Annotated in this window: 16 protein-coding genes; 9 read left to right on the forward strand and 7 right to left on the reverse strand. The window is 67.5% G+C overall.

Features of this window, described 5'->3' with window-relative positions:
- Nucleotides 1–329: 329 nt before the first annotated feature.
- The 5 genes from ugpB (at nt 330) to ASV56_RS16955 (ending at nt 5,557) form a co-directional block, all read left to right on the forward strand.
- Entirely contained in the window at nt 330–1,625 is a 1,296-nt protein-coding gene (gene ugpB / locus ASV56_RS16935; RefSeq protein ID WP_062563136.1) for a sn-glycerol-3-phosphate ABC transporter substrate-binding protein UgpB, read from the forward strand.
- 55 nt (nt 1,626–1,680) lie between these two features.
- Entirely contained in the window at nt 1,681–2,562 is an 882-nt protein-coding gene (gene ugpA / locus ASV56_RS16940) for a sn-glycerol-3-phosphate ABC transporter permease UgpA (RefSeq protein ID WP_062563137.1), read from the forward strand.
- A complete protein-coding gene (ugpE, locus tag ASV56_RS16945) occupies nt 2,555–3,418 on the forward strand; it encodes a sn-glycerol-3-phosphate ABC transporter permease UgpE (RefSeq protein WP_062563138.1) in 864 nt (287 codons plus the stop codon). Before ugpA ends, ugpE begins: the two co-directional genes overlap by 8 nt.
- On the forward strand, nt 3,419–4,483 hold the full coding sequence (locus tag ASV56_RS16950; protein WP_062563139.1) for a sn-glycerol-3-phosphate import ATP-binding protein UgpC: 1,065 nt from the start codon (nt 3,419–3,421) through the stop codon (nt 4,481–4,483).
- 147 nt (nt 4,484–4,630) lie between these two features.
- The gene (locus ASV56_RS16955) at nt 4,631–5,557 is read left to right on the forward strand and encodes a sugar ABC transporter substrate-binding protein (RefSeq protein WP_062563367.1); all 927 of its coding nucleotides are present in this window, start codon (nt 4,631–4,633) and stop codon (nt 5,555–5,557) included.
- Here the strand turns inward: ASV56_RS16955 and ASV56_RS16960 are convergent.
- The 5 genes from ASV56_RS16960 to cyoA are packed head-to-tail and all read right to left on the reverse strand — an operon-like array spanning nt 5,554 to nt 10,474.
- Nucleotides 5,554–6,258 (reverse strand): SURF1 family protein, encoded by a 705-nt coding sequence (locus ASV56_RS16960; RefSeq protein WP_062563140.1) that lies wholly within the window; start codon nt 6,256–6,258, stop codon nt 5,554–5,556. The two genes, ASV56_RS16955 and ASV56_RS16960, sit on opposite strands and share 4 nt — an antisense overlap.
- Nucleotides 6,255–6,638 carry a cytochrome o ubiquinol oxidase subunit IV gene (cyoD, locus tag ASV56_RS16965; RefSeq protein WP_062563141.1) on the reverse strand — a complete coding sequence of 128 codons (384 nt, stop codon included), beginning with the start codon at nt 6,636–6,638 and terminating at the stop codon, nt 6,255–6,257. The genes ASV56_RS16960 and cyoD overlap by 4 nt, the downstream gene beginning before the upstream one ends.
- Nucleotides 6,638–7,255, reverse strand: a complete 618-nt coding sequence (gene cyoC, locus ASV56_RS16970; RefSeq protein WP_062563142.1) for a cytochrome o ubiquinol oxidase subunit III — start codon at nt 7,253–7,255, stop codon at nt 6,638–6,640. Before cyoC ends, cyoD begins: the two co-directional genes overlap by 1 nt.
- A 3-nt stretch (nt 7,256–7,258) precedes the next feature.
- Nucleotides 7,259–9,265: a cytochrome o ubiquinol oxidase subunit I gene (cyoB, locus tag ASV56_RS16975; protein WP_062563143.1), complete on the reverse strand. Its 2,007-nt coding sequence runs from the start codon at nt 9,263–9,265 to the stop codon at nt 7,259–7,261.
- Between the two features lie 12 nt (nt 9,266–9,277).
- Nucleotides 9,278–10,474, reverse strand: a complete 1,197-nt coding sequence (gene cyoA / locus ASV56_RS16980; protein WP_062563144.1) for a ubiquinol oxidase subunit II — start codon at nt 10,472–10,474, stop codon at nt 9,278–9,280.
- 304 nt (nt 10,475–10,778) lie between these two features.
- Between cyoA and ASV56_RS16985 the strand changes: the two genes are divergently transcribed.
- Nucleotides 10,779–12,014: an MFS transporter gene (locus ASV56_RS16985; RefSeq protein WP_253880130.1), complete on the forward strand. Its 1,236-nt coding sequence runs from the start codon at nt 10,779–10,781 to the stop codon at nt 12,012–12,014.
- Between the two features lie 18 nt (nt 12,015–12,032).
- Here ASV56_RS16985 and ASV56_RS16990 read toward each other — a convergent pair whose 3' ends face one another.
- Nucleotides 12,033–12,944 (reverse strand): LysR substrate-binding domain-containing protein, encoded by a 912-nt coding sequence (locus ASV56_RS16990; protein ID WP_062563146.1) that lies wholly within the window; start codon nt 12,942–12,944, stop codon nt 12,033–12,035.
- Between the two features lie 86 nt (nt 12,945–13,030).
- Between ASV56_RS16990 and ASV56_RS16995 the strand changes: the two genes are divergently transcribed.
- Together ASV56_RS16995 and ASV56_RS17000 are read left to right on the forward strand one after the other, a co-directional pair.
- Entirely contained in the window at nt 13,031–14,221 is a 1,191-nt protein-coding gene (locus ASV56_RS16995; RefSeq protein ID WP_062563147.1) for an acyl-CoA dehydrogenase, read from the forward strand.
- Complete coding sequence (locus tag ASV56_RS17000) at nt 14,214–15,362, forward strand: CaiB/BaiF CoA transferase family protein (RefSeq protein WP_062563148.1); 1,149 nt, start codon at nt 14,214–14,216, stop codon at nt 15,360–15,362. The genes ASV56_RS16995 and ASV56_RS17000 overlap by 8 nt, the downstream gene beginning before the upstream one ends.
- A 2-nt stretch (nt 15,363–15,364) precedes the next feature.
- Here the strand turns inward: ASV56_RS17000 and qhpG are convergent, their stop codons facing one another.
- Nucleotides 15,365–16,606, reverse strand: coding sequence for a flavin-dependent monooxygenase QhpG (qhpG, locus tag ASV56_RS17005; protein ID WP_062563149.1), 1,242 nt, complete (start codon nt 16,604–16,606; stop codon nt 15,365–15,367).
- A 201-nt stretch (nt 16,607–16,807) separates the two neighbouring features.
- On the opposite strand from qhpG, the gene peaA reads away from it, so the two are divergent.
- Complete coding sequence (gene peaA / locus ASV56_RS17010; RefSeq protein ID WP_062563150.1) at nt 16,808–18,346, forward strand: quinohemoprotein amine dehydrogenase subunit alpha; 1,539 nt, start codon at nt 16,808–16,810, stop codon at nt 18,344–18,346.
- The last annotated feature ends 3 nt before the right edge of the window (nt 18,347–18,349 follow it).

The raw sequence follows: 18,349 nt of genomic DNA on the forward strand, positions 1-18,349 counted from the left end.
TCGCTTGCGGTCAAACTCCGCGGGCGCGATTTTTGGCGAACCGCGCCGAAAGAATGATTTTTCGCGCCATGCGCCGGACCTGGAATTCGCGCGAAATTCTTCTTGGAACGATTTGTTGTCGCAAGACATTCACAAAATCATGCGACAGGGCGACGGTGATCGGCGGCCGACCGCGCCCGCTTTCGCCGCATGAAGCGAATTGACAGCGCGCCCCTCCGGGGGCGACAGTTCCTTCGGGGAGAGGCGGAGCGGGCGCGCGACGAAAAGGGCCCCGTGCCCCTGCCGGCCGAAAGCGGAGACGCCGTAAAGGCACGATTCGGAGGAAGACCATGCAAAAGACCGTATTCTGGCTTGCCGGGCTGATGGCGCTGCCCGTCGCGGCCGAGGCCAAGACCGAGATTTCCTGGTGGCACGCCATGTCCGGCGCCAATGCCGAGGTGGTGGCCAAGATCGCCGGCGACTTCAACGCCAGCCAGTCCGATTACGAGGTGAAGCCCGTCTTCAAGGGCACCTATCCGGAGACGCTGAACGCCGGCATCGCCGCCTTTCGCGCCGGCCAGGCCCCGGACATCATCCAGGTCTTCGACGTCGGCACCGGCGTGATGATGGGCGCCGAGGGCGCGATCATGCCGGTCGCGCAGGTGCTGGAAAAGGGCGGCACCAAGTTCGACAAGAGCCAGTATCTGCCCGGCATCGTCGGCTATTACTCGACGCCCGAGGGCGAGATGCTGTCCTTTCCCTACAATTCCTCCTCGCCGATCCTGTATTACAACAAGGACATCTTCGAAAAGGCCGGGCTGGACGTCGACAATCCGCCCAAAACCTGGGCCGAGGTCTGGGCCGCCGCCCGCAAGATCAAGGAATCGGGCGCCGCCACCTGCGGCTATACCTCGACCTGGCTGACCTGGATCCATACCGAGAATTTCGCCGCCTGGAACAATGTCAGCTGGGGCACGAACGAGAACGGCCTGGCGGGCACGCCCGAGCTGAAGATCGACGGCCCGCTGTTCGTCAAGCATTTCCAGGAGCTTGCGGATCTCTCGAAAGAGGGCGTCTTCGTCTATGGCGGCCGCACCAGCGAGGCCAAGCAGAACTTCACCTCGGGCGAATGCGGCATCCTGACCGAAAGCTCGGGCGGCTTGGGTGACATCGTGAAATCGGGCATGAACTACGGCATCGGCCAGCTGCCCTATGACGAGACCGCCGAGGGCGCGCCGCAGAACACCACGCCGGGCGGGGCCTCGCTGTGGGTGATGGGCGGCAAGTCGGACGAGACCTACAAGGGCGTCGCGGCCTTCTTCCAGTACCTGTCGCAGACCGATGTGCAGCAGTATCTGCACGAGCAGTCGGGCTATCTGCCGGTGACGCTGGCGGCCTATGAGGCGACCAAGGCCACGGATTTCTATCAGAAGAATCCGGGACGCGAGACGCCGATCCTGCAGATGATGGGCAAGGAACCGACCGAGAACTCCAAGGGCGTGCGGGCGCCGAACCTGCCGCAGCTGCGCGACATCCAGAACGAGGAATACGAGAAGATGCTGTCGGGCCAGCAGGACGCCGCGACGGCGCTGAAGAACGCGGTCACCCGCGGCAATGCCGCGATCAAGGAAGCCGCCGGCGGCTGAGCCATGACGCGGGCCGGGCGCGCCCTTCGCGCCCGCCCATCCCAAAGGGGGACGGATGAGACGCACGGTCTTTCCGCACAAGCTGTTGCCCTGGCTGCTGGTGGCGCCGCAGCTGGCGATCACGCTGATCTTCTTCTACTGGCCGGCGGCGCAGGCCTTTCGCCAGTCGCTGCTGAAGGAGGACGCCTTCGGCCTGAAGACCAGCTTCGTGGGCCTGGCGAATTTCCGCAAGGTGCTGGCCGATCCGGCCTATCTGAACGCGCTCCAGGTCACGGTGATCTTCTCGGCAATGGTGGCGTTCCTGGCCATGGCGATCGCGCTGTTCCTGGCGGTGCAGGCCGAGAAGGTGGTGCGCGGCAAGAGCTTCTATCGCACGCTGATGATCTGGCCCTATGCGGTCGCCCCGGCCATCGCCGGCATGCTGTGGCTGTTCATGTTCAACCCCAGCTTCGGCACGCTGGCCTGGCCGCTGCGGCAGATGGGGATCCGCTGGAACCCGCTGCTGAATGCCGACCATGCCATGATGCTGGTGGTGGCAGCGGCGACATGGAAGCAGATCAGTTATAATTTCCTGTTCTTTGTCGCTGGCTTGCAGGCGATTCCTCGATCCCTTCTAGAAGCGGCCGCCATCGACGGCGCCTCGCGCCGGCATGCCTTCTGGACCATCGTCTTTCCGCTGCTGGCGCCGACGACGTTTTTCCTGCTGGTCGTCAACACCGTCTATGCTCTCTTCGACACCTTCGGCATCATCCATGCGGTGACCGGCGGTGGCCCCGGCAAGGCCACCGAAACGCTGGTCTACAAGGTCTATAACGACGGTTTCGTAAATCTGATCATGGGCGATTCCGCCGCGCAGTCGGTGATCCTGATGGTGATCGTGATCGCGCTGACCGCCTTCCAGTTCCGGTTCATCGAGCGGAGGGTGCATTATGGCTGAAGCGTCCCCCCTGGCCCCGCGCGGCGCCGGCCGCATGGTGGCGCATTTCTGGATGATCCTGGGCGTGATCGTGGTGGCCTTTCCGGTCTATTATGTCTTCATCGCCTCGACCCACAGCACCCAGACCATCCTGCGCCCGCCGCTGCCGCTGCTGCCCGGACCCGAGGCGGCGGCGAATTACCGCGACGCCTTCACCGGCGGCATCAGCAAGATCGGCGGCGTCAGCCTGTGGCGGCTGTTGGCGAATACCACCATCGTCGCCATGGGCATCGCGCTGGGAAAGATCGCGATCTCGATGGCCTCGGCCTATGCCATCGTCTTCTTCCGCTTTCCGCTGCGCATGGCCTGTTTCTGGCTGATCTTCATCACCCTGATGCTGCCGGTCGAGGTCCGCATCCAGCCCACCTACAAGGTCATGGTGGACCTGGGCCTGATCGATACCTATCCCGGGCTGATCCTGCCGCTGATCGCCTCGGCCACCGCGACGCTGCTGTTCCGGCAGTTCTTCATGACCATCCCGGACGAACTGCTGGAGGCGGCGCGGGTCGATGGCGCCGGGCCCTGGCGGTTCTTTCGCGACATCCTGTGGCCGCTGTCGCTGACCAATGTCGCGGCGATCTTCGTGATCCAGTTCATCTATGGCTGGACGCAATATCTGTGGCCGCTGCTGGTCACCAATTCCAACGAGATGAACACCATCGTCATCGCGCTGAAGAAGATGATCTCCTTTGCCGATGCCGATACGCCCTGGAACCTCGTGATGGTGACCTCGGTGCTGGCGATCCTGCCGCCGATCCTGGTCGTCGTGCTGATGCAGCGCTGGTTCGTCAAGGGCCTGGTCGAGACGGAGAAATAGATGGCCGGCATCACCCTTACCGACGTTCGCAAGAGCTATGCGGGCAACCAGGTCATCCACGGCATCAGCACGCGGATCGCGGATGGCGAATTCGTGGTCATCGTCGGCCCGTCGGGCTGCGGCAAGTCCACGCTGCTGCGCATGGTCGCGGGGCTTGAGGCGATCACCGCGGGCACCATCGAGATCGGCGGCAAGGTGGTCAACGACCTGGAGCCGCGCGCCCGCGACATCGCCATGGTGTTCCAGAACTATGCGCTTTACCCGCATATGTCGGTGCGCGAGAACATGGCCTATGGGCTCAAGATCGCCAGGATGTCCAGGTCCGAGATCGAATCCCGCGTCGCCAGGGCGGCCGAGATGCTGGAGCTTCAGCCCTATCTGGACCGCAAGCCACGCGCACTGTCGGGCGGCCAGCGCCAGCGCGTCGCCATGGGCCGGGCGCTGGTGCGCGAGCCGGCGGCGCTGCTGCTGGACGAGCCGCTGTCGAACCTGGACGCGAAGCTGCGCGTGCAGATGCGCTTGCAGATCAAGGAGATGCACCTGCGCACCGGCCAGACCACGCTTTATGTCACCCATGACCAGGTCGAGGCGATGACGCTGGCCGACCGGCTGATCGTGATGAACAAGGGCGTGGCCGAGCAGATCGCCACGCCGCTCGAGGTCTATGAACGCCCGGCCAGCGAATTCGTCGCCGGCTTCATCGGCTCGCCGGCCATGAACATCCTGGCCGTCGATTCCGAGGCCGGCACGGTCACGCTGCCCGGCGGCACCCGGCTGCCGCTCTCGGGCCTGCCACGCGCCGGCGCCTTGCACTTCGGCATCCGCCCCGAGCACCTGCGGCTGGCGCAGCCCGGCGAGGCGGCGATCCCGGTGGTGCTGCGCTCGGTCGAGCGGCTGGGCGCAGATGCCTTCGGCTACGGCATGGTCGAGGACACGGATATGGCCATGGTCCTGCGCCTGCCCGGCACCAGCCCGGCCGCGCGCGGCGACCACATCGGCGTGGTGCCGGACATGGCGCATCTGCATTTCTTCGATCCCGAGACCGGCCGCCGCATCGAGGCGTGAGGGTTTCCCCTCATCGCGGCGCGATTTCCCCTCAGCAATGCGGGATTTCCGCGGCCTGCGCCGATTGACGGCCGGCCGGCGCCGGCGACACATTCCGCGGGCGGCATCGCGGCGATGCCCGGCAAGGGAGGGACAAGGGATATGGGCATGACATGCCGGACGGCGCTGGCGCTGGTCTTGGGAATGGGGCTGGCCGCGCCGGCCATGGCCGAAGGGGCGAAGATCGGGGTGGCGATGACCAGTTTCGACAACCCCTTCCTGACCATCCTTCTGAACGGCATCAAGGCCGAGGCGCAGAAGGACGGCGCCGAGCTGCTGCTCGAGGATGCGCAGCTGGACGTGGCCCGGCAGCAGAACCAGGTGCAGAACTTCATCGCCAATGGCGTCGATGCGATCATCGTGAACGCGGTCGATGGCGCGGCCACCCCGGCGATGACGCAGATGGCCGAAGCTGCCGGCGTGCCGCTGGTCTATGTGAACCACCCGCCGATCAACTTCGAGAACCTGCCCGCAGGCACCAGCTTCGTCGGCTCGAACGAGACCGAAGGCGGCACGATGGAAGCCGCCGCCGTCTGCAAGCAGCTGGGCGGCAAGGGCGATGTCATGGTGCTGATGGGCCCCTTGGAGAACGAGGCATCCGGCCTGCGCACCAAGGCCATCGAAAGCGTGATCGCGACGCCGGACTGCCAAGGCATGACGATCGTCGACCGCCAGGTCGGCAACTGGAACCGCACCCAGGGCCAGGACATCACCGCGAACTGGCTGACCGCCGGCACGCCTTTCGATGCCATCATCTCGAACAATGACGAGATGGCGATCGGCGCCATTCAGGCGCTGAACGCGGCCGGCGTCGACAAGGAGAAGGTGGTCGTGGCCGGCATCGACGCGACGCCCGACGGGCTGGCGGCGATGCAGGCGGGCGACCTGGATGTGACCGTGTTCCAGAACGCGACCAGGCAGGGCGAGGTCGCGGTCCAGGCGGCGCTGGCCATGGCCAGGGGCGAGGCGACCGACCGCAATATCTGGGTGCCCTTCGAGGCGGTCACGCCCGAGAACCTGGCCGATTACCGCTAATCGCCCCGTGGCGCCGGACCCCGGCGCCACAGCCAGCCCAGCCACAGCGCCCAAAGCGCGGCAAGCGCAAACCAGGTCAGCGCATAGCCGAGATGGCTGTTGCGAAAGCTGACCACGGTCAGCCCGCCGATGGGCAGGCGCGCGTCGGCGCGGGCATCGGCGTCGATGAAATAGGGCGCGACCTTGCCCAGGCCCAGCGTCGCGGCAATGGCGGCGGTGTCGCGGGAATACCAGCGTCCGGCCTCGGGCCGGTTGCTGCGCAGGAATGCGCCGCCGGGCTGGCTGAGGCGCAGCAGCCCGCTGACGCTGACCGGGCCACGCGGCAGGAGGCGGTCGGCCTCGGCACGCTGGTCCTCGGGGACGAAGCCGCGGTTGATGAGCAGGGTCCAGCCCTCGGGCGTGGTCAGCGGCGTCATCACCCAGAAGCCCGGGCCGCGCGACGTCACCGCCTTGACCAGCGTGTCGGCGCCCTCGGCATAGCGGCCCCGGACCGAGACGCGGCGATATTCGTCAGCCGGGGAAAGCTCCGCCCAGCCGGTGGGGCCGGGGGCAGGGACGGGGGCGGCGGCCAGCCGCGCCTCGACCCGCGCGATCAGGTCGGTCTTCCAGGCCAGGCGCTGGACCTGCCAGACGCCGAGCGCGCAGAAGCCCAGGAAAATCGCCAGCGCCCCGGTCAGCAGCGCCAGCCGGCGCAGAGTCACGAGCCGAAGCCCTGCATCGCTTCATGGTCCATCTGCGGCATCATGTTGGTGTTCATGTGATACATGACCCAGATCGAGCCGGCGAGCAGGATCACCACGATGACGATGGTGAAGATGGTGGACATCAGCGTCCAGCCCTCTTCCTGGCTGCCGGTCATGTGCAGGAAATAGACCATGTGGACCAGGATCTGCACCACCGCAAAGGCGATGATGACCAGCGCCGTCAGGCCCCGGCTTTCGAAGCCGCCGGACATGACGATGGCGAAGGGGATGGCCGTCAGGATCACCGACAGCACGAAGCCCTTCATGTAGGAGCCGAAGCTGCCATGGTCGTGGCTGTCGCCGTGATGGTCGTGGTCGTGATGAGAATGGGCAGACATCAGATCATCCCCAGCAGATAGACGAAGGTGAAGACGCCGATCCAGATGACGTCGAGGAAGTGCCAGAACATCGACAAGCAGGCCATGCGGCGCTGGTTCGCCGGGATCAGCCCCTTCTGCATGATCTGCACCATCAGCGTGATGAGCCAGATCGAGCCGAAGGTGACGTGCAGCCCGTGCGTGCCGACCAGCGTGAAGAAGGCCGACAGGAACCCCGAGCGTTGCGGACCCGCGCCCTCGTGCAGGAGATGCGCGAATTCGTAAAGCTCGATCCCCAGGAAGCACAGGCCGAAGAACAGCGTCACTGCCAGCCAGCGCAGCGTGCCGCCCTTGTCGCCCTTGGCCATGGCGAGCATGGCGAAGCCGAAGGTGATCGAGGACAAGAGCAGCATCGCCGTGTTGACCGCGACCAGTTCCAGGTCGAACAGGTCCTTGGGCCCCGGCCCGGCGGCAAAGCTGGTGCCCAGCACGCCGAAGACCGCGAACAGCACCGCGAACATCAGGCAGTCGCTCATCAGATAGACCCAGAAGCCCAGGCTGGTCGAGGCGCCCTCGGGGTGGTGATGGGGCTCAAGCTCCCAATACTGGCCCATGGTGTCGGTGGTCGTGCTGCTCATGGCTCAGGCCCCCTGCGCAAGCTGGCGCGTCCGGGCATCCTCGGTCGCCTGAACCTCGGAGACCAGGATGTAATAGTCGCGGTTGTAATTGAAGGTATGCGCGATCGAGACCGCGATGATGCCAAGGAAGCTGAGGGCCGCCAGCCACCAGATATACCAGACCAGCGCCAGGCCGCAGACCGTGGACAGCGCGGCCAGGATCACCCCGGTGCCGGTGCCCCTGGGCATGTGGATATCCATGAAGCCCGCGGTCGGACGCGGCACGCCGGCCTGCTTCATCTCCCACCAGCTGTCGAGGCCATGCGAGATCGGGTTGAAGGCAAAGTTATAGTCCGGCGGCGGCGAGGAGGTCGCCCATTCCAGCGTGCGGCCGTCCCAGGGATCGCCCGTCACGTCGCGGTAATCGGCGCGGTTGCGGCGCAGGATCGAGACGCCGAACTGCACGAACATGGCCGCGATGCCGCAGGCGATCAGCACGGCGCCGAAGGCCGCGATGGCGAACCAGATCCGCAGGTCGGGATCGTCGAAGACCCGCAGCCGGCGCGTCACGCCCATCAGCCCCAGCACGTAAAGCGGCATGAACGCGACCCAGAAGCCGACGACCCAGAACCAGAACGAGACCTTGCCCCAGAACACGTCCAGCTTGAAGCCGAAGGCCTTGGGCCACCAGAAATTGATCGCCGCGAACAGGCCGAACAGCACGCCGCCGATGATCACGTTGTGGAAATGCGCGATCAGGAACAGCGAGTTGTGCAGCACGAAATCGGCAGGCGGCACCGCCAGCAGCACGCCCGTCATGCCGCCCACGACGAAGGTCAGCATGAAGGCCACCGTCCACATCATCGGCAGCTCATAGCGGATGCGGCCGCGATACATGGTGAAGAGCCAGTTGAAGAGCTTGGCCCCGGTCGGGATCGAGATGATCATCGTGGTAATCCCGAAGAACGAGTTCACCGACGCGCCCGAGCCCATGGTGAAGAAGTGGTGCAGCCAGACCAGATAGCTCAGCACCGTGATGCAGACGGTGGCATAGACCATCGAGGAATAGCCGAACAGCCGCTTGCCCGAGAAGGTCGAGGTGACTTCCGAGAAGACGCCGAACAGCGGCAGGATCAGGATATAGACCTCGGGGTGGCCCCAGATCCAGATGAGGTTGATATACATCATCGGATTGCCGCCAAGGTCGTTGGTGAAGAAGTTGGTGCCGACATAGCGGTCCAGCGTCAGCAGGATCAGCGTCATGGTCAGCACCGGGAACGAGGCGACGATCAGGATGTTGGCGCAGAACGAGGTCCAGGTGAAGATCGGCATGCGCATCATGGTCATGCCCGGCGCCCGCATCTTCAGGATGGTGACCAGCAGGTTGATCCCCGACAGCGTGGTGCCGACGCCGGCGACCTGAAGGCCCCAGATATAGTAATCCACCCCGACCCAGGGGCTGTAGCCGATGCCCGACAGCGGCGGAAAGGCCAGCCAGCCGGTCTGGGCGTATTCGCCGACGAACAGCGAGACCATGGTGATGATCGCGCCGCCCACCGTCATCCAGAACGAGAAATTGTTCAGGAAGGGGAAGGACACGTCGCGCGCGCCGATCTGCAAGGGCACGACATAGTTCATCAGCCCGGTGATGAAGGGCATGGCCACGAAGAAGATCATGATGACGCCATGCGCCGTGAAGATCTGGTCGTAGTGGTGGCTGTTGAGGTAGCCCTCGGAGCCGCCGAAAGCCCAGACCTGCTGCAGCCGCATCATCACCGCATCGGCAAAGCCGCGCACGAACATGATCAGCGCCAGCACAACATACATGATGCCGATCTTCTTGTGATCGACCGAGGTGAACCACTCCCTCCAGAGCCAGCCCCAGAGCCGGTATTTCGTCAACACCGCCAGCAGTGCGGCGCCACCGATGGCGACGGCGACGAAGGTGGCCCAGACGATGGGCTCCTTCGGGACGGCGTCCCAGTTCAGGCGGCCGAAAAGAAAGGTGGTCTCGTTGGAAAACGTAGCCATGGACGGGTCCGATCAGAAATTCCGCGCCTGACCCGGGGCCGGGTCGAGCTGGGTCACGTCATTGTCATGCGAAGGAGCGAGCGCGCTGCGCGGCGGGGTCAGCGCGCGCCCGCGCAGCGGCGTCAGGTCCATCGGCGCCTGTACCACCTGGGCGGTGCGGCCGAACATCAGCGCCGAATCCTCGGGTGTGCAATAGCTCGCCACCTGGAACGGCGACCAGCCCAGCACCGGCGCGCGGCTGCCGCGGGCCTGTGCGTCATGGCTGGGCGCGGTGTTCATGGTGCCGGCCAGGCCGGCGCCGCCCTGGCGGTCGATGGCCATCATCTCGGCCATGCACATCTTGCCCTCGGCCACGCACATGTTCACCACGCGCTGGAACAGCGTCGGGTCCACCTTGGCGAACTGCATCGGCGGCACGTTCTCGCTGGGCGCCTCAAGCTGCAGGTAACGGGCGCGGTCCAGCGTGCCGCCACCGGCCCGGGTCTTTTCGATAAAGGCGTCGAAGCCCGCCTCATCAGTGGCGAAGGTCTTGAAATGCATGCCCGAGAAGCCGTGGCCGGAATAATGCGAGGCGATGCCCTTGTATTCGCCCGGGTTGTTGAAGACGCCGTGCAGCTTGGTCTGCATCCCCGGCATGGCATAGATCATGCCCGCCATGGCCGGGATGTAGAAGGCATTCATCACCGAGGTCGAGGTCAGCGTGAATTCGACCGGCCGGTCCACCGGCACGGCCAGCTCGTTCACCGTGGCGATGCCCTGCTCGGGATAGATGAAGAGCCATTTCCAGTCCATCGCCACCACCTCGACCCGCAGCGGCTGCATGTCATGCGCGGCAGGCACGTCCTCGCTGATGCGGTCGAGCCGGCGATAGGGGTCCAGAAGATGGGTGCCGACCCAGGTCAGCGCCCCCAGCGAGATGATGATCAAGAGCGGCGCCGCCCAGATCACGAATTCCAGCTTGGTCGAATGGTCCCAGTCGGGCGCGTAATCGGCCGCGCGATTTTTCGCGCGATATTTCAACGCGAACCACACCGTCAGCGCCATCACCGGCACGATGATGATCAGCATCAAAAGCGTCGACATGACCAGGAGGTCGCGCTGGCGTGCCGCAACGTCACCGGCGGGGGCCAGCACCTCGGCCTTGCACGCGGCAAGCGGGATCAGAAGCGAAAGCCCCGCGAAGCGGATGATTTTATCTTTTCTTTTCATTGGACTACCTGCTGTCCGATGGGTGGCGCAAGGCGAGTGAGTCGGGAATGCACCGGGCAAGTGGCGTCTGCCTACCTTGATCTTGGTCAAGGCGACATGCGACGTTTTGCCCTATGCAGTCCGCCCCGCTTCTGATGCAGGGAAGGGGCGGGACGCCGGGCGGCTTAGGCCCAAGCCCGGCCGGAATCTGGATCAGATCGAAATCACCGCCATGTCGAGCACCTCACATTCGGCCCATGCCGGCCGCCCTGCCGCCCCGGTTTCCAAGCATCAGGGGCATGCGGTTTCGCCCTCTGACATCGCCGTGGGTGTCATCATCGGACGAACCTCCGAATTCTTCGACTTCTTCGTCTTTGCCATCGCCTCGGTGATCGTGTTCCCGCAGCGGATCTTTCCCTTCACCGATCCGCTGACCGGAACGCTCCTGTCCTTTGCGCTGCTGGCGCTGGCCTTCCTGGTGCGGCCGCTGGGCTCGGCGCTGTTCATGGCGCTGGACCGCCGCCATGGCCGGGTGACCAAGCTGACCGTGGCGCTGTTCCTGATGGGCACCGCCACCGTGGCCATGGGCCTGATCCCCAGCTACGAGACCGCCGGGGCCTGGGCCGTCGTCATCCTGGCGGTGCTGCGGATCGGGCAGGGGCTGGCGCTTGGCGGTGCCTGGGACGGCATGCCGTCGCTGCTGGCGCTGACCTCGCCCAGGAACCGGCGCGGCTTTTACGCCATGATCCCGCAGCTTGGCGCGCCGATCGGGCTGATCGTCGCCAGCCTGCTTTTCGCCTATCTCGCCTCGAACCTGTCCGAGGCGGATTTCCTGGACTGGGGCTGGCGCTACCCGTTCTTCGTCGCCTTCTCGGTCAACGTCGTGGCGCTGTTCGCCCGGCTGCGCATCGTCGCCACCGACGAGTTCACCCAGCTGTTCGAATCGCGCGAATTGCAGCCGACCCGGCTGGGCTCGACGCTGGCCGAGGACGGGCCGACGGTGCTTCTGGGCATCTTCGTGCCGCTGGCGAGCTTTGCCATGTTCCACATGGTCACGGTCTATCCGCTGTCCTGGATCTTTCTCTACACCAATGAAACCCTGGTCAGCTTCCTGGTGATCGAGGCGGTTGCCGCCTGTGCCGGCATCGCCGCGATCTTCCTGTCGGGCTTCCTGGCCGACCGCATCGGGCGCCAGCAACTCTTGCTGGTCGGCGCGCTGGCCATCGGCGTCTTCGCGATCATGGCGCCGCTGCTTCTGTCGGCCGGCCAGACCGGCGAGACGGTCTACATGATCGTCGGCTTCTTCATCCTGGGGCTCAGCTTCGGGCAAAGCTCGGGCGCGGTCGGCTCGCTGTTCGAGGCGCGCAACCGCTATACCGGCTCGGCCATCGTCTCGGATCTGGCGTGGCTGTTCGGCGCCGGTTTCGCGCCGCTGACCGCGCTGCTGCTCTCGACCTGGCTCGGGCTGCCGGCGGCGGGGCTCTATCTGCTCTCGGGCGCGGTCTGCTCGACCGTGGCGGTGCTGCTGGCCGGCCGCATGGACTTCAAGGGCGGCGCCTGATCGGCCAGGCGCCCGGGCTCAATCCCGGGCGTCTTCGTTTTCGGCAATGCGCTCCAGCCAAGCGGCGAAAGCCGCCAAGGCGGCGCTGTCCTGGCCCTGCGGGCGGATCAGCCCATAGGGCCAGCGCCCGGGCAGCACCAGCGGGCTGACCTGGCGCAGGCTGCCGGCCCGCAGCGCGGCAGCGGCGAAAATGTCGGGCAGCAGCGCAATGCCCAGGCCCGCCTGCGCCGCCGCGATCACCATGTCGAAATGCTGCAGCCGCGGCCCGCGCATGCGGTCAAAGGCATCGACCCCGGCCAGCGCGAACCAGTCGCTCCACAGTTCCGGCCGCGTCGCCTGCTGGATCAGCGGCCAGCGCATCAGCGCCGCCGGCTCGGGGTCGGCCGGCCCGACCAGCCCCGGCGCCGCCACCACCACCAGGTTTTCCCGCACCAGCGGCGTCACCCGCGCGCCGGGACGGGCGAATTCGGCGCGTTGCAGCGCGGCGTCGAAGGGGCTGTCCGCGAAGTCCACCGGCCCCAGCGCGGCGGTCAGGTCGATCGAGACCTGCGGATGGATCCGCGCGAAATCCGGCAGGCGCGGGATCAGCCACATGGCGGCGAATGTCGGCAGCGCCGCCAGCCGCAGCACCTCGCCGCCGTCGCCGAAGGACATCACCATCCGGGCCGAGCGTTCCAGCCGGTCGAGGATCTCGCGCGAATCGCGCACCAGCGCCCGGCCGGCGTCCGACAGGATCAGCCGTTGCCGCACGCGCCGGAACAGCCGCACGCCCAGCCGCTCCTCCAGCGTGCGGATGGCACGGCTGACGGCGCTTTGCGTCAGGTTGAGCGCCTCGGCCGCGCGCGAGGCCGAGCCGGTCTCGGCGCAGAGGACCAGCGCGCGCAACTCCTGGATGCTGGGCGTATAGCCGGGGCGGGCCGATCTGTTCATGCGCGAAACTCATGATCTGCGGACAAGACATCATTAGCACCCCGGCGCGATCCGCGGTAGCAATGTCGCAACATGAGGAGTGTGCCATGGCCGGAAAATCCGCCCCCTTCACCTGGAACGACCCTTTCCTGCTGGACGACCAGCTCAGCGAGGAAGAGCGCATGATCCGGGACAGCGCCGCCGCCTTCGCCCAGGCGTCGCTGGCCCCGCGCGTCAAGGACGCCTATCTGCATGAGACCACCAACCCCGAGATCTTTCGCGAGATGGGTGCGGCCGGCCTCTTGGGCGTCACCGTGGCCGAGGAATATGGCGGCGTCGGCGCGTCCTATGTCGCCTACGGCCTGGTGGCGCGCGAGATCGAGCGCATCGATTCGGGCTATCGCAGCATGGCCTCGGTGCAAAGCTCGCTGGTGATGTATCCGATCGAGGCTTACGGCAGCGAGGCGCAGAAGCGCAGATACCTGCCGAAACTGGCCTCGGGCGAATTCATCGGCTGCTTCGGCCTGACCGAGCCCGATGCCGGCTCGGACCCCGCCGGGATGAAGACCCGCGCGAGGAAGGTCGAGGGCGGCTATGTGCTGTCGGGCGCCAAGATGTGGATCACCAACGCGCCCATCGCCGATGTCTTCGTGGTCTGGGCCAAGTCGGATGCGCACGGCGGCAAGGTGCGCGGCTTCGTGCTGGAAAAGGGCATGAAGGGCCTGTCGGCGCCGAAGATCGAGGGCAAGCTGTCCCTGCGCGCCTCGGTCACCGGCGAGATCGTCATGGAGGATGTCGAGGTCGGCGAAGACGCGCTGCTGCCCGGCACCGAGGGCATGGGCGGCCCCTTCGGCTGCCTGAACCGCGCCCGCTACGGCATCAGCTGGGGCGCCATGGGCGCGGCCGAGGATTGCTGGTTCCGCGCCCGCCAATACGGGCTCGACCGCCACCAGTTCAACCGGCCGCTGGCTGCGACGCAGCTTTACCAGAAGAAGCTTGCCGACATGCAGACCGAGATCGCGCTTGGCCTGCAGGCGTCCTTGCGCGTCGGGCGGCTGTTCGATCAGGGCAGGATGGCGCCCGAGATGATCTCCATCGTCAAGCGCAACAATTGCGGCAAGGCGCTGGACATCGCCCGCATGGCCCGCGACATGCATGGCGGCAATGGCATTTCCATCGAATATCACGTCATGCGCCACGCCCAGAATCTGGAAACCGTGAACACCTATGAGGGCGCGCATGACGTGCATGCGCTGATCCTCGGCCGCGCCCAGACCGGGATCCAGGCCTTTGGCTGAGGCGCCGCTGAAGGGGCTGCGGGTGGTCGAGCTGGCCCGCATCCTGGCCGGCCCCTGGATCGGCCAGACCCTCGCCGACCTGGGCGCCGAGGTCGTCAAGGTCGAGGCGCCCGAGGGCGACGACACCCGCCGCTGGGGTCCGCCCTTCATCGAGCGGCCGCGCGCCGATGGCAGCATGGAAACCGTCGCCGCCTATTTCCACGCCGCGAACCGGGGCAAGACCTCGGTTACCTGCGATTTCAACGCCTCGGCCGATCTCGACCGGCTGCGCGGGCTGATCGACCAGGCCGATGTCGTGGTCGAGAACTTCAAGCTGGGCGGGTTGCGCAAGTTCGGCCTGGATTACGACACGCTTGCGGCGCGCAATCCGCGGCTGGTCTATGCCTCGATCACCGGCTTCGGCCAGGACGGGCCGCGCGCGGCGCAGCCGGGCTATGACTTCCTGATCCAGGGCATGTCGGGGATCATGGACCTGACCGGAGACCCGGGCGGCGAGCCGCAGAAGGTCGGCGTGGCCTGGATCGACATCTTCACCGGGCTTTACGGCGTGATCGCCGTGCAGGCGGCGCTGGCGGAACGCGAACGCTCGGGGCAGGGGCAGCATCTGGACCTGTCGCTGCTGGATTGCGGCGTGGCGGTGCTGGCGAACCAGGCGACGAATTACCTGCTGGGCGGGGTGGTGCCGCATCGCCTGGGCAATGCGCATCCGAATATCGTGCCCTATCAGCTGTTTCCGGCCTCGGACGGGCATCTCATCGTGGCCTGCGGCAATGACCGGCAATTCGCGGCGCTGTGCCGGGTGCTGGAACTGCCCGCGCTGGCGGCAGAGCCGGATTTCGCCAGCAACCCGGCCCGGGTCGCGCATCGCGACCGGCTGGTGCCCCTGCTGGCGGCGGCCACGCGCCGCTTTACCCGCGCCACCCTGATCGCGGCGCTGGAGGGTGCGGGCGTCCCCGCCGGCCCGGTCAACGACGTGGCCGAGGCCCTGGTCGACCGCCAGGTTACCGCGCGCGGCTTGCGCATCGCGCCCGAGGGCATCCCGGGGCTGCGCAGCCCGATGCGGTTTTCCCGCAGCCCGCTGGTCGCCGACCGCGCCGCCCCGGCCTTGGGCGAGGGCGAATGGCGCTTCGGCGCGGGCTAGGCTCAGCCCGCCGCGATCTGTCGCGCCACGGCCTCGCCCGCCGCGCCCCAGCGCGCGACCAGCCCGGCCGGCCCCTGCACCTGCCACAGCCGAAAGGCCTCGGCGGCCGGGATGGTGCCGAACCAGCCGACGCCCTGCGGCGCGGCGGCGGTGCGCAGCACCTCGCGCTCGGCCAAAAGCCCGTTCTCGACCACCACGGCGGCGGCGATCTCGGGGCGGGGCGGAGCGTCGGAGGCCGGCAGGTCGTCCGGAAAGTCCAGGCGGGCGCGCCAGAACGGCTGGTCGCGGAAACGCGGCTCGGCGCGCAGGAAATCGCGGCCGACGCGGGCCTGGTGCAGGCTGGTCTCATGCGCGCGCCGCATCAGGAAGCGCCGGCACAAGGCGCCGTCGCCCGGCCGCGCCGCCAGCGTGCGGCGCACGGCGGCGACCGCCAGCGCGCTGGACACCGCCCAGAACTGGCCGTGGCCCGAGAGCGGATCCATCGCCGCCAGCGCATCCCCGACCGGCAACAGGGAAAGGTCGCCCAGCGGCCGGGGCAGGCGCGGCGCCGCCTCGCGCGCCAGCACCGGGCCGATCAGCGGGGCGCCGGCCAGTGTCGGCTCGGCGGCGGCCATGGCGGCCGACAGGCGCTGACCCGGCCCGCGCGACCCCGATCCATCCTGACCCGCCGCATCCATCAGCGCCTGCACCCAGACCCGGCCGTCGGGCAGCGCCACCCGCCACAGCCAGCCACCGGCATGGGCGGCCAGCCGAATGCCGGGCGGCAGATCGGCCCGCGTCCAGCCGGACAGCGCCAGTGTCGCCGGCGCCTTGCCCGGTCCCGCCGGCGCCGCCCGGCCCCGGGCGTCGATGACCAGCGGCGCCCGCAGCCGCCCGTCGCTCAGCACGACGCCGCCCGGCTCGGGGCGGCCATTGCCCGCGACCAGCCGGGCACCCGCCGCCTGCGCGCAGCCGCGCAGATGCGCGTCGAGGGCGGCGCGCTCGACCACCCGCTCGCTGTTGCCTTCGCTGATGCCTGCCCAGTCCACCTGCCGGCGCAGCGGCCCCAGGATGCCGTGAAACCCCGCGAGCAGCCCCTGGCCGTCCAGCCAGCGATGCAGCCGCGGGCTCAGCCCCTCGGGGCGGGGCCGGCTGCGGCCGGGATCGACCAGCAGCACGCGAAGCCCGTCGCGCGCGGCAAGCCAGGCCGAGATCGCCCCGGCCGGACCGCCGCCCAGCACGATCAGATCGGCGTCATGCGCCATCCGCGCCCCCTTGCTGCCGGTGTTTTCGGAAGTCTGGCCCGCAGCAGCGGCGGCGGACCTGACATTTCCGGCCAAAGCCGGCCGGCGCGACGATCTGTCGCGATTCTGGCCGGGAATGACAAGAATCCAATCCGCCCCGGCGCTTTTCTGGACCCTATCGCAATCGGGGCCCGCGCGCCCTGACGAGCCAGAGGAGCCGACATGAAGCCACTCACCCGAATCGCGCTGGTCTCGGCCACAGCCCTTGCCGCCGCCGTGCCGGCGCTGGCGGTGACCGGCGAGGAGGTGTTGCAGAACGCCTGCGCCGCCTGCCACGTCAAGCACGAGGACGGAAGCTGGGAACGCATCGACGCCGCGCGCAAGACGCCCGAGGGCTGGGACATGACCGTGACCCGGATGATGCGCAACCACGGCGTCGCGCTGGAGCCCGAGGAACGCAGCGCCATCGTGCGCTACCTCTCGGACACCCGCGGCCTGTCGCTGGCCGAGACCGAGGGCCGCCGCTATATCCTGGAACGCGAGCCGGTGGCCTTCGACGAGGGCCCGGACGTGCAGATGACCCAGACCTGCGGTCGCTGCCATTCCTATGCCCGCGTGGCGCTGCAACGCCGCACGGCCGAGGACTGGACGCATCTGGTGAACTTCCACCTGGGCCAGTTCCCGACCCTGGAATACCAGGCGCTGGCGCGGGACCGCGACTGGTGGGGCATCGCCCAGGCCGAGATCATGCCCTTCCTGGCCAAGACCTATCCCTTGGGCGAGCCGGTCGGGCCCTTCGCGGGCGATGCCTCGGGCCGCTATGTGCTGGCCGGGCGCCAGCCGGGGCGCGGCGACTATACCGGCGCGCTGGTCGTGACCAGGGCCGGCGAGGATTACCAGGTGACCATGCAGCTGGACTTCGCCGACGGCAGCGAAAGCTACAGCGGCAGCGGCCGGATCCTGGGCGAGGGCGAATGGCGCGCGACGCTGACCGACGGCAAGACCCAGATCCGCCAGGTCTTTGCCTTCCGGGACGGCCGCTTCGACGGGCGCTGGTATCACGCCGACAGCGACGTGATCGGCGGCCGGCTGGCCGCGGTTCGCCCGGATGCCGCGCCGCAGGTTCTGGCCGCCCAGCCCGCCCGGCTGAAGATCGGCGCCCCGACCGAGATCCGGGTTGCGGGCGCCGGCCTCTCCGATGCGCTGACCCTGCCCGAAGGCGTGACCGGCCGGGTGCAATCGGTCAAGGACGGCGTCGCGGTGCTGGAACTGACGGCGGCAGGCGCGGCCGGGCCGGTCTCGGTCCAGCTGGGCGGGCAGGCGGTCGAACTGGTCGCCTATGACCGCCCCGACCGCATCAGCATCTCGCCCGAGATGGCGATGGCGCGCATTGGCGGCAATGGCGGGCCGATCCCCAAGGCGCCGGCGCAGTTCGAGGCCCTGGGCTGGCTTGACGGCGCCGACGGCAAGCCGGCGACCGAGGACGACATTCCGCTGGGCGCCTTCCCGGCCGCCTGGGCGGTGGACAACTTCGACGAGGAGGCCATTGCGATGCAGGACGCGAAATATTCGGGCTCGATCGACGACACCGGGCTCTTCATGCCGGCCGACGCCGGGCCGAACCCCGAGCGCCCGCGCCAGACCAACAACGCGGGCAATCTCAAGGTGATCGCCACCGTCACCGAGGGCGATCAGCCGCTGAGTGCCGAGGCGCATCTCTACGCCACGGTCCAGCGCTTCGTCGACGCGCCGATCCGGTGACGC

Origin of the sequence: Paracoccus aminovorans, from assembly GCF_001546115.1 — a bacterium.
In the GTDB taxonomy this organism is placed as follows: domain Bacteria; phylum Pseudomonadota; class Alphaproteobacteria; order Rhodobacterales; family Rhodobacteraceae; genus Paracoccus; species Paracoccus aminovorans_B.

Excerpts from the sequence above, each read along its gene's own strand:
- peaA (WP_062563150.1), top strand. The coding sequence starts at position 16,808 with ATGAAGCCACTCACCCGAATCGCGCTGGTCTCGGCCACAGCCCTTGCC.
- cyoA (WP_062563144.1), bottom strand. The coding sequence starts at position 10,474 with ATGAAAAGAAAAGATAAAATCATCCGCTTCGCGGGGCTTTCGCTTCTG.
- ugpE (WP_062563138.1), top strand. The coding sequence starts at position 2,555 with ATGGCTGAAGCGTCCCCCCTGGCCCCGCGCGGCGCCGGCCGCATGGTG.
- cyoB (WP_062563143.1), bottom strand. The coding sequence starts at position 9,265 with ATGGCTACGTTTTCCAACGAGACCACCTTTCTTTTCGGCCGCCTGAAC.
- ugpA (WP_062563137.1), top strand. The coding sequence starts at position 1,681 with ATGAGACGCACGGTCTTTCCGCACAAGCTGTTGCCCTGGCTGCTGGTG.
- ugpB (WP_062563136.1), top strand. The coding sequence starts at position 330 with ATGCAAAAGACCGTATTCTGGCTTGCCGGGCTGATGGCGCTGCCCGTC.
- ASV56_RS16955 (WP_062563367.1), top strand. The coding sequence starts at position 4,631 with ATGACATGCCGGACGGCGCTGGCGCTGGTCTTGGGAATGGGGCTGGCC.
- cyoC (WP_062563142.1), bottom strand. The coding sequence starts at position 7,255 with ATGAGCAGCACGACCACCGACACCATGGGCCAGTATTGGGAGCTTGAG.
- ASV56_RS16950 (WP_062563139.1), top strand. The coding sequence starts at position 3,419 with ATGGCCGGCATCACCCTTACCGACGTTCGCAAGAGCTATGCGGGCAAC.
- cyoD (WP_062563141.1), bottom strand. The coding sequence starts at position 6,638 with ATGTCTGCCCATTCTCATCACGACCACGACCATCACGGCGACAGCCAC.
- ASV56_RS16990 (WP_062563146.1), bottom strand. The coding sequence starts at position 12,944 with ATGAACAGATCGGCCCGCCCCGGCTATACGCCCAGCATCCAGGAGTTG.
- qhpG (WP_062563149.1), bottom strand. The coding sequence starts at position 16,606 with ATGGCGCATGACGCCGATCTGATCGTGCTGGGCGGCGGTCCGGCCGGG.
- ASV56_RS16995 (WP_062563147.1), top strand. The coding sequence starts at position 13,031 with ATGGCCGGAAAATCCGCCCCCTTCACCTGGAACGACCCTTTCCTGCTG.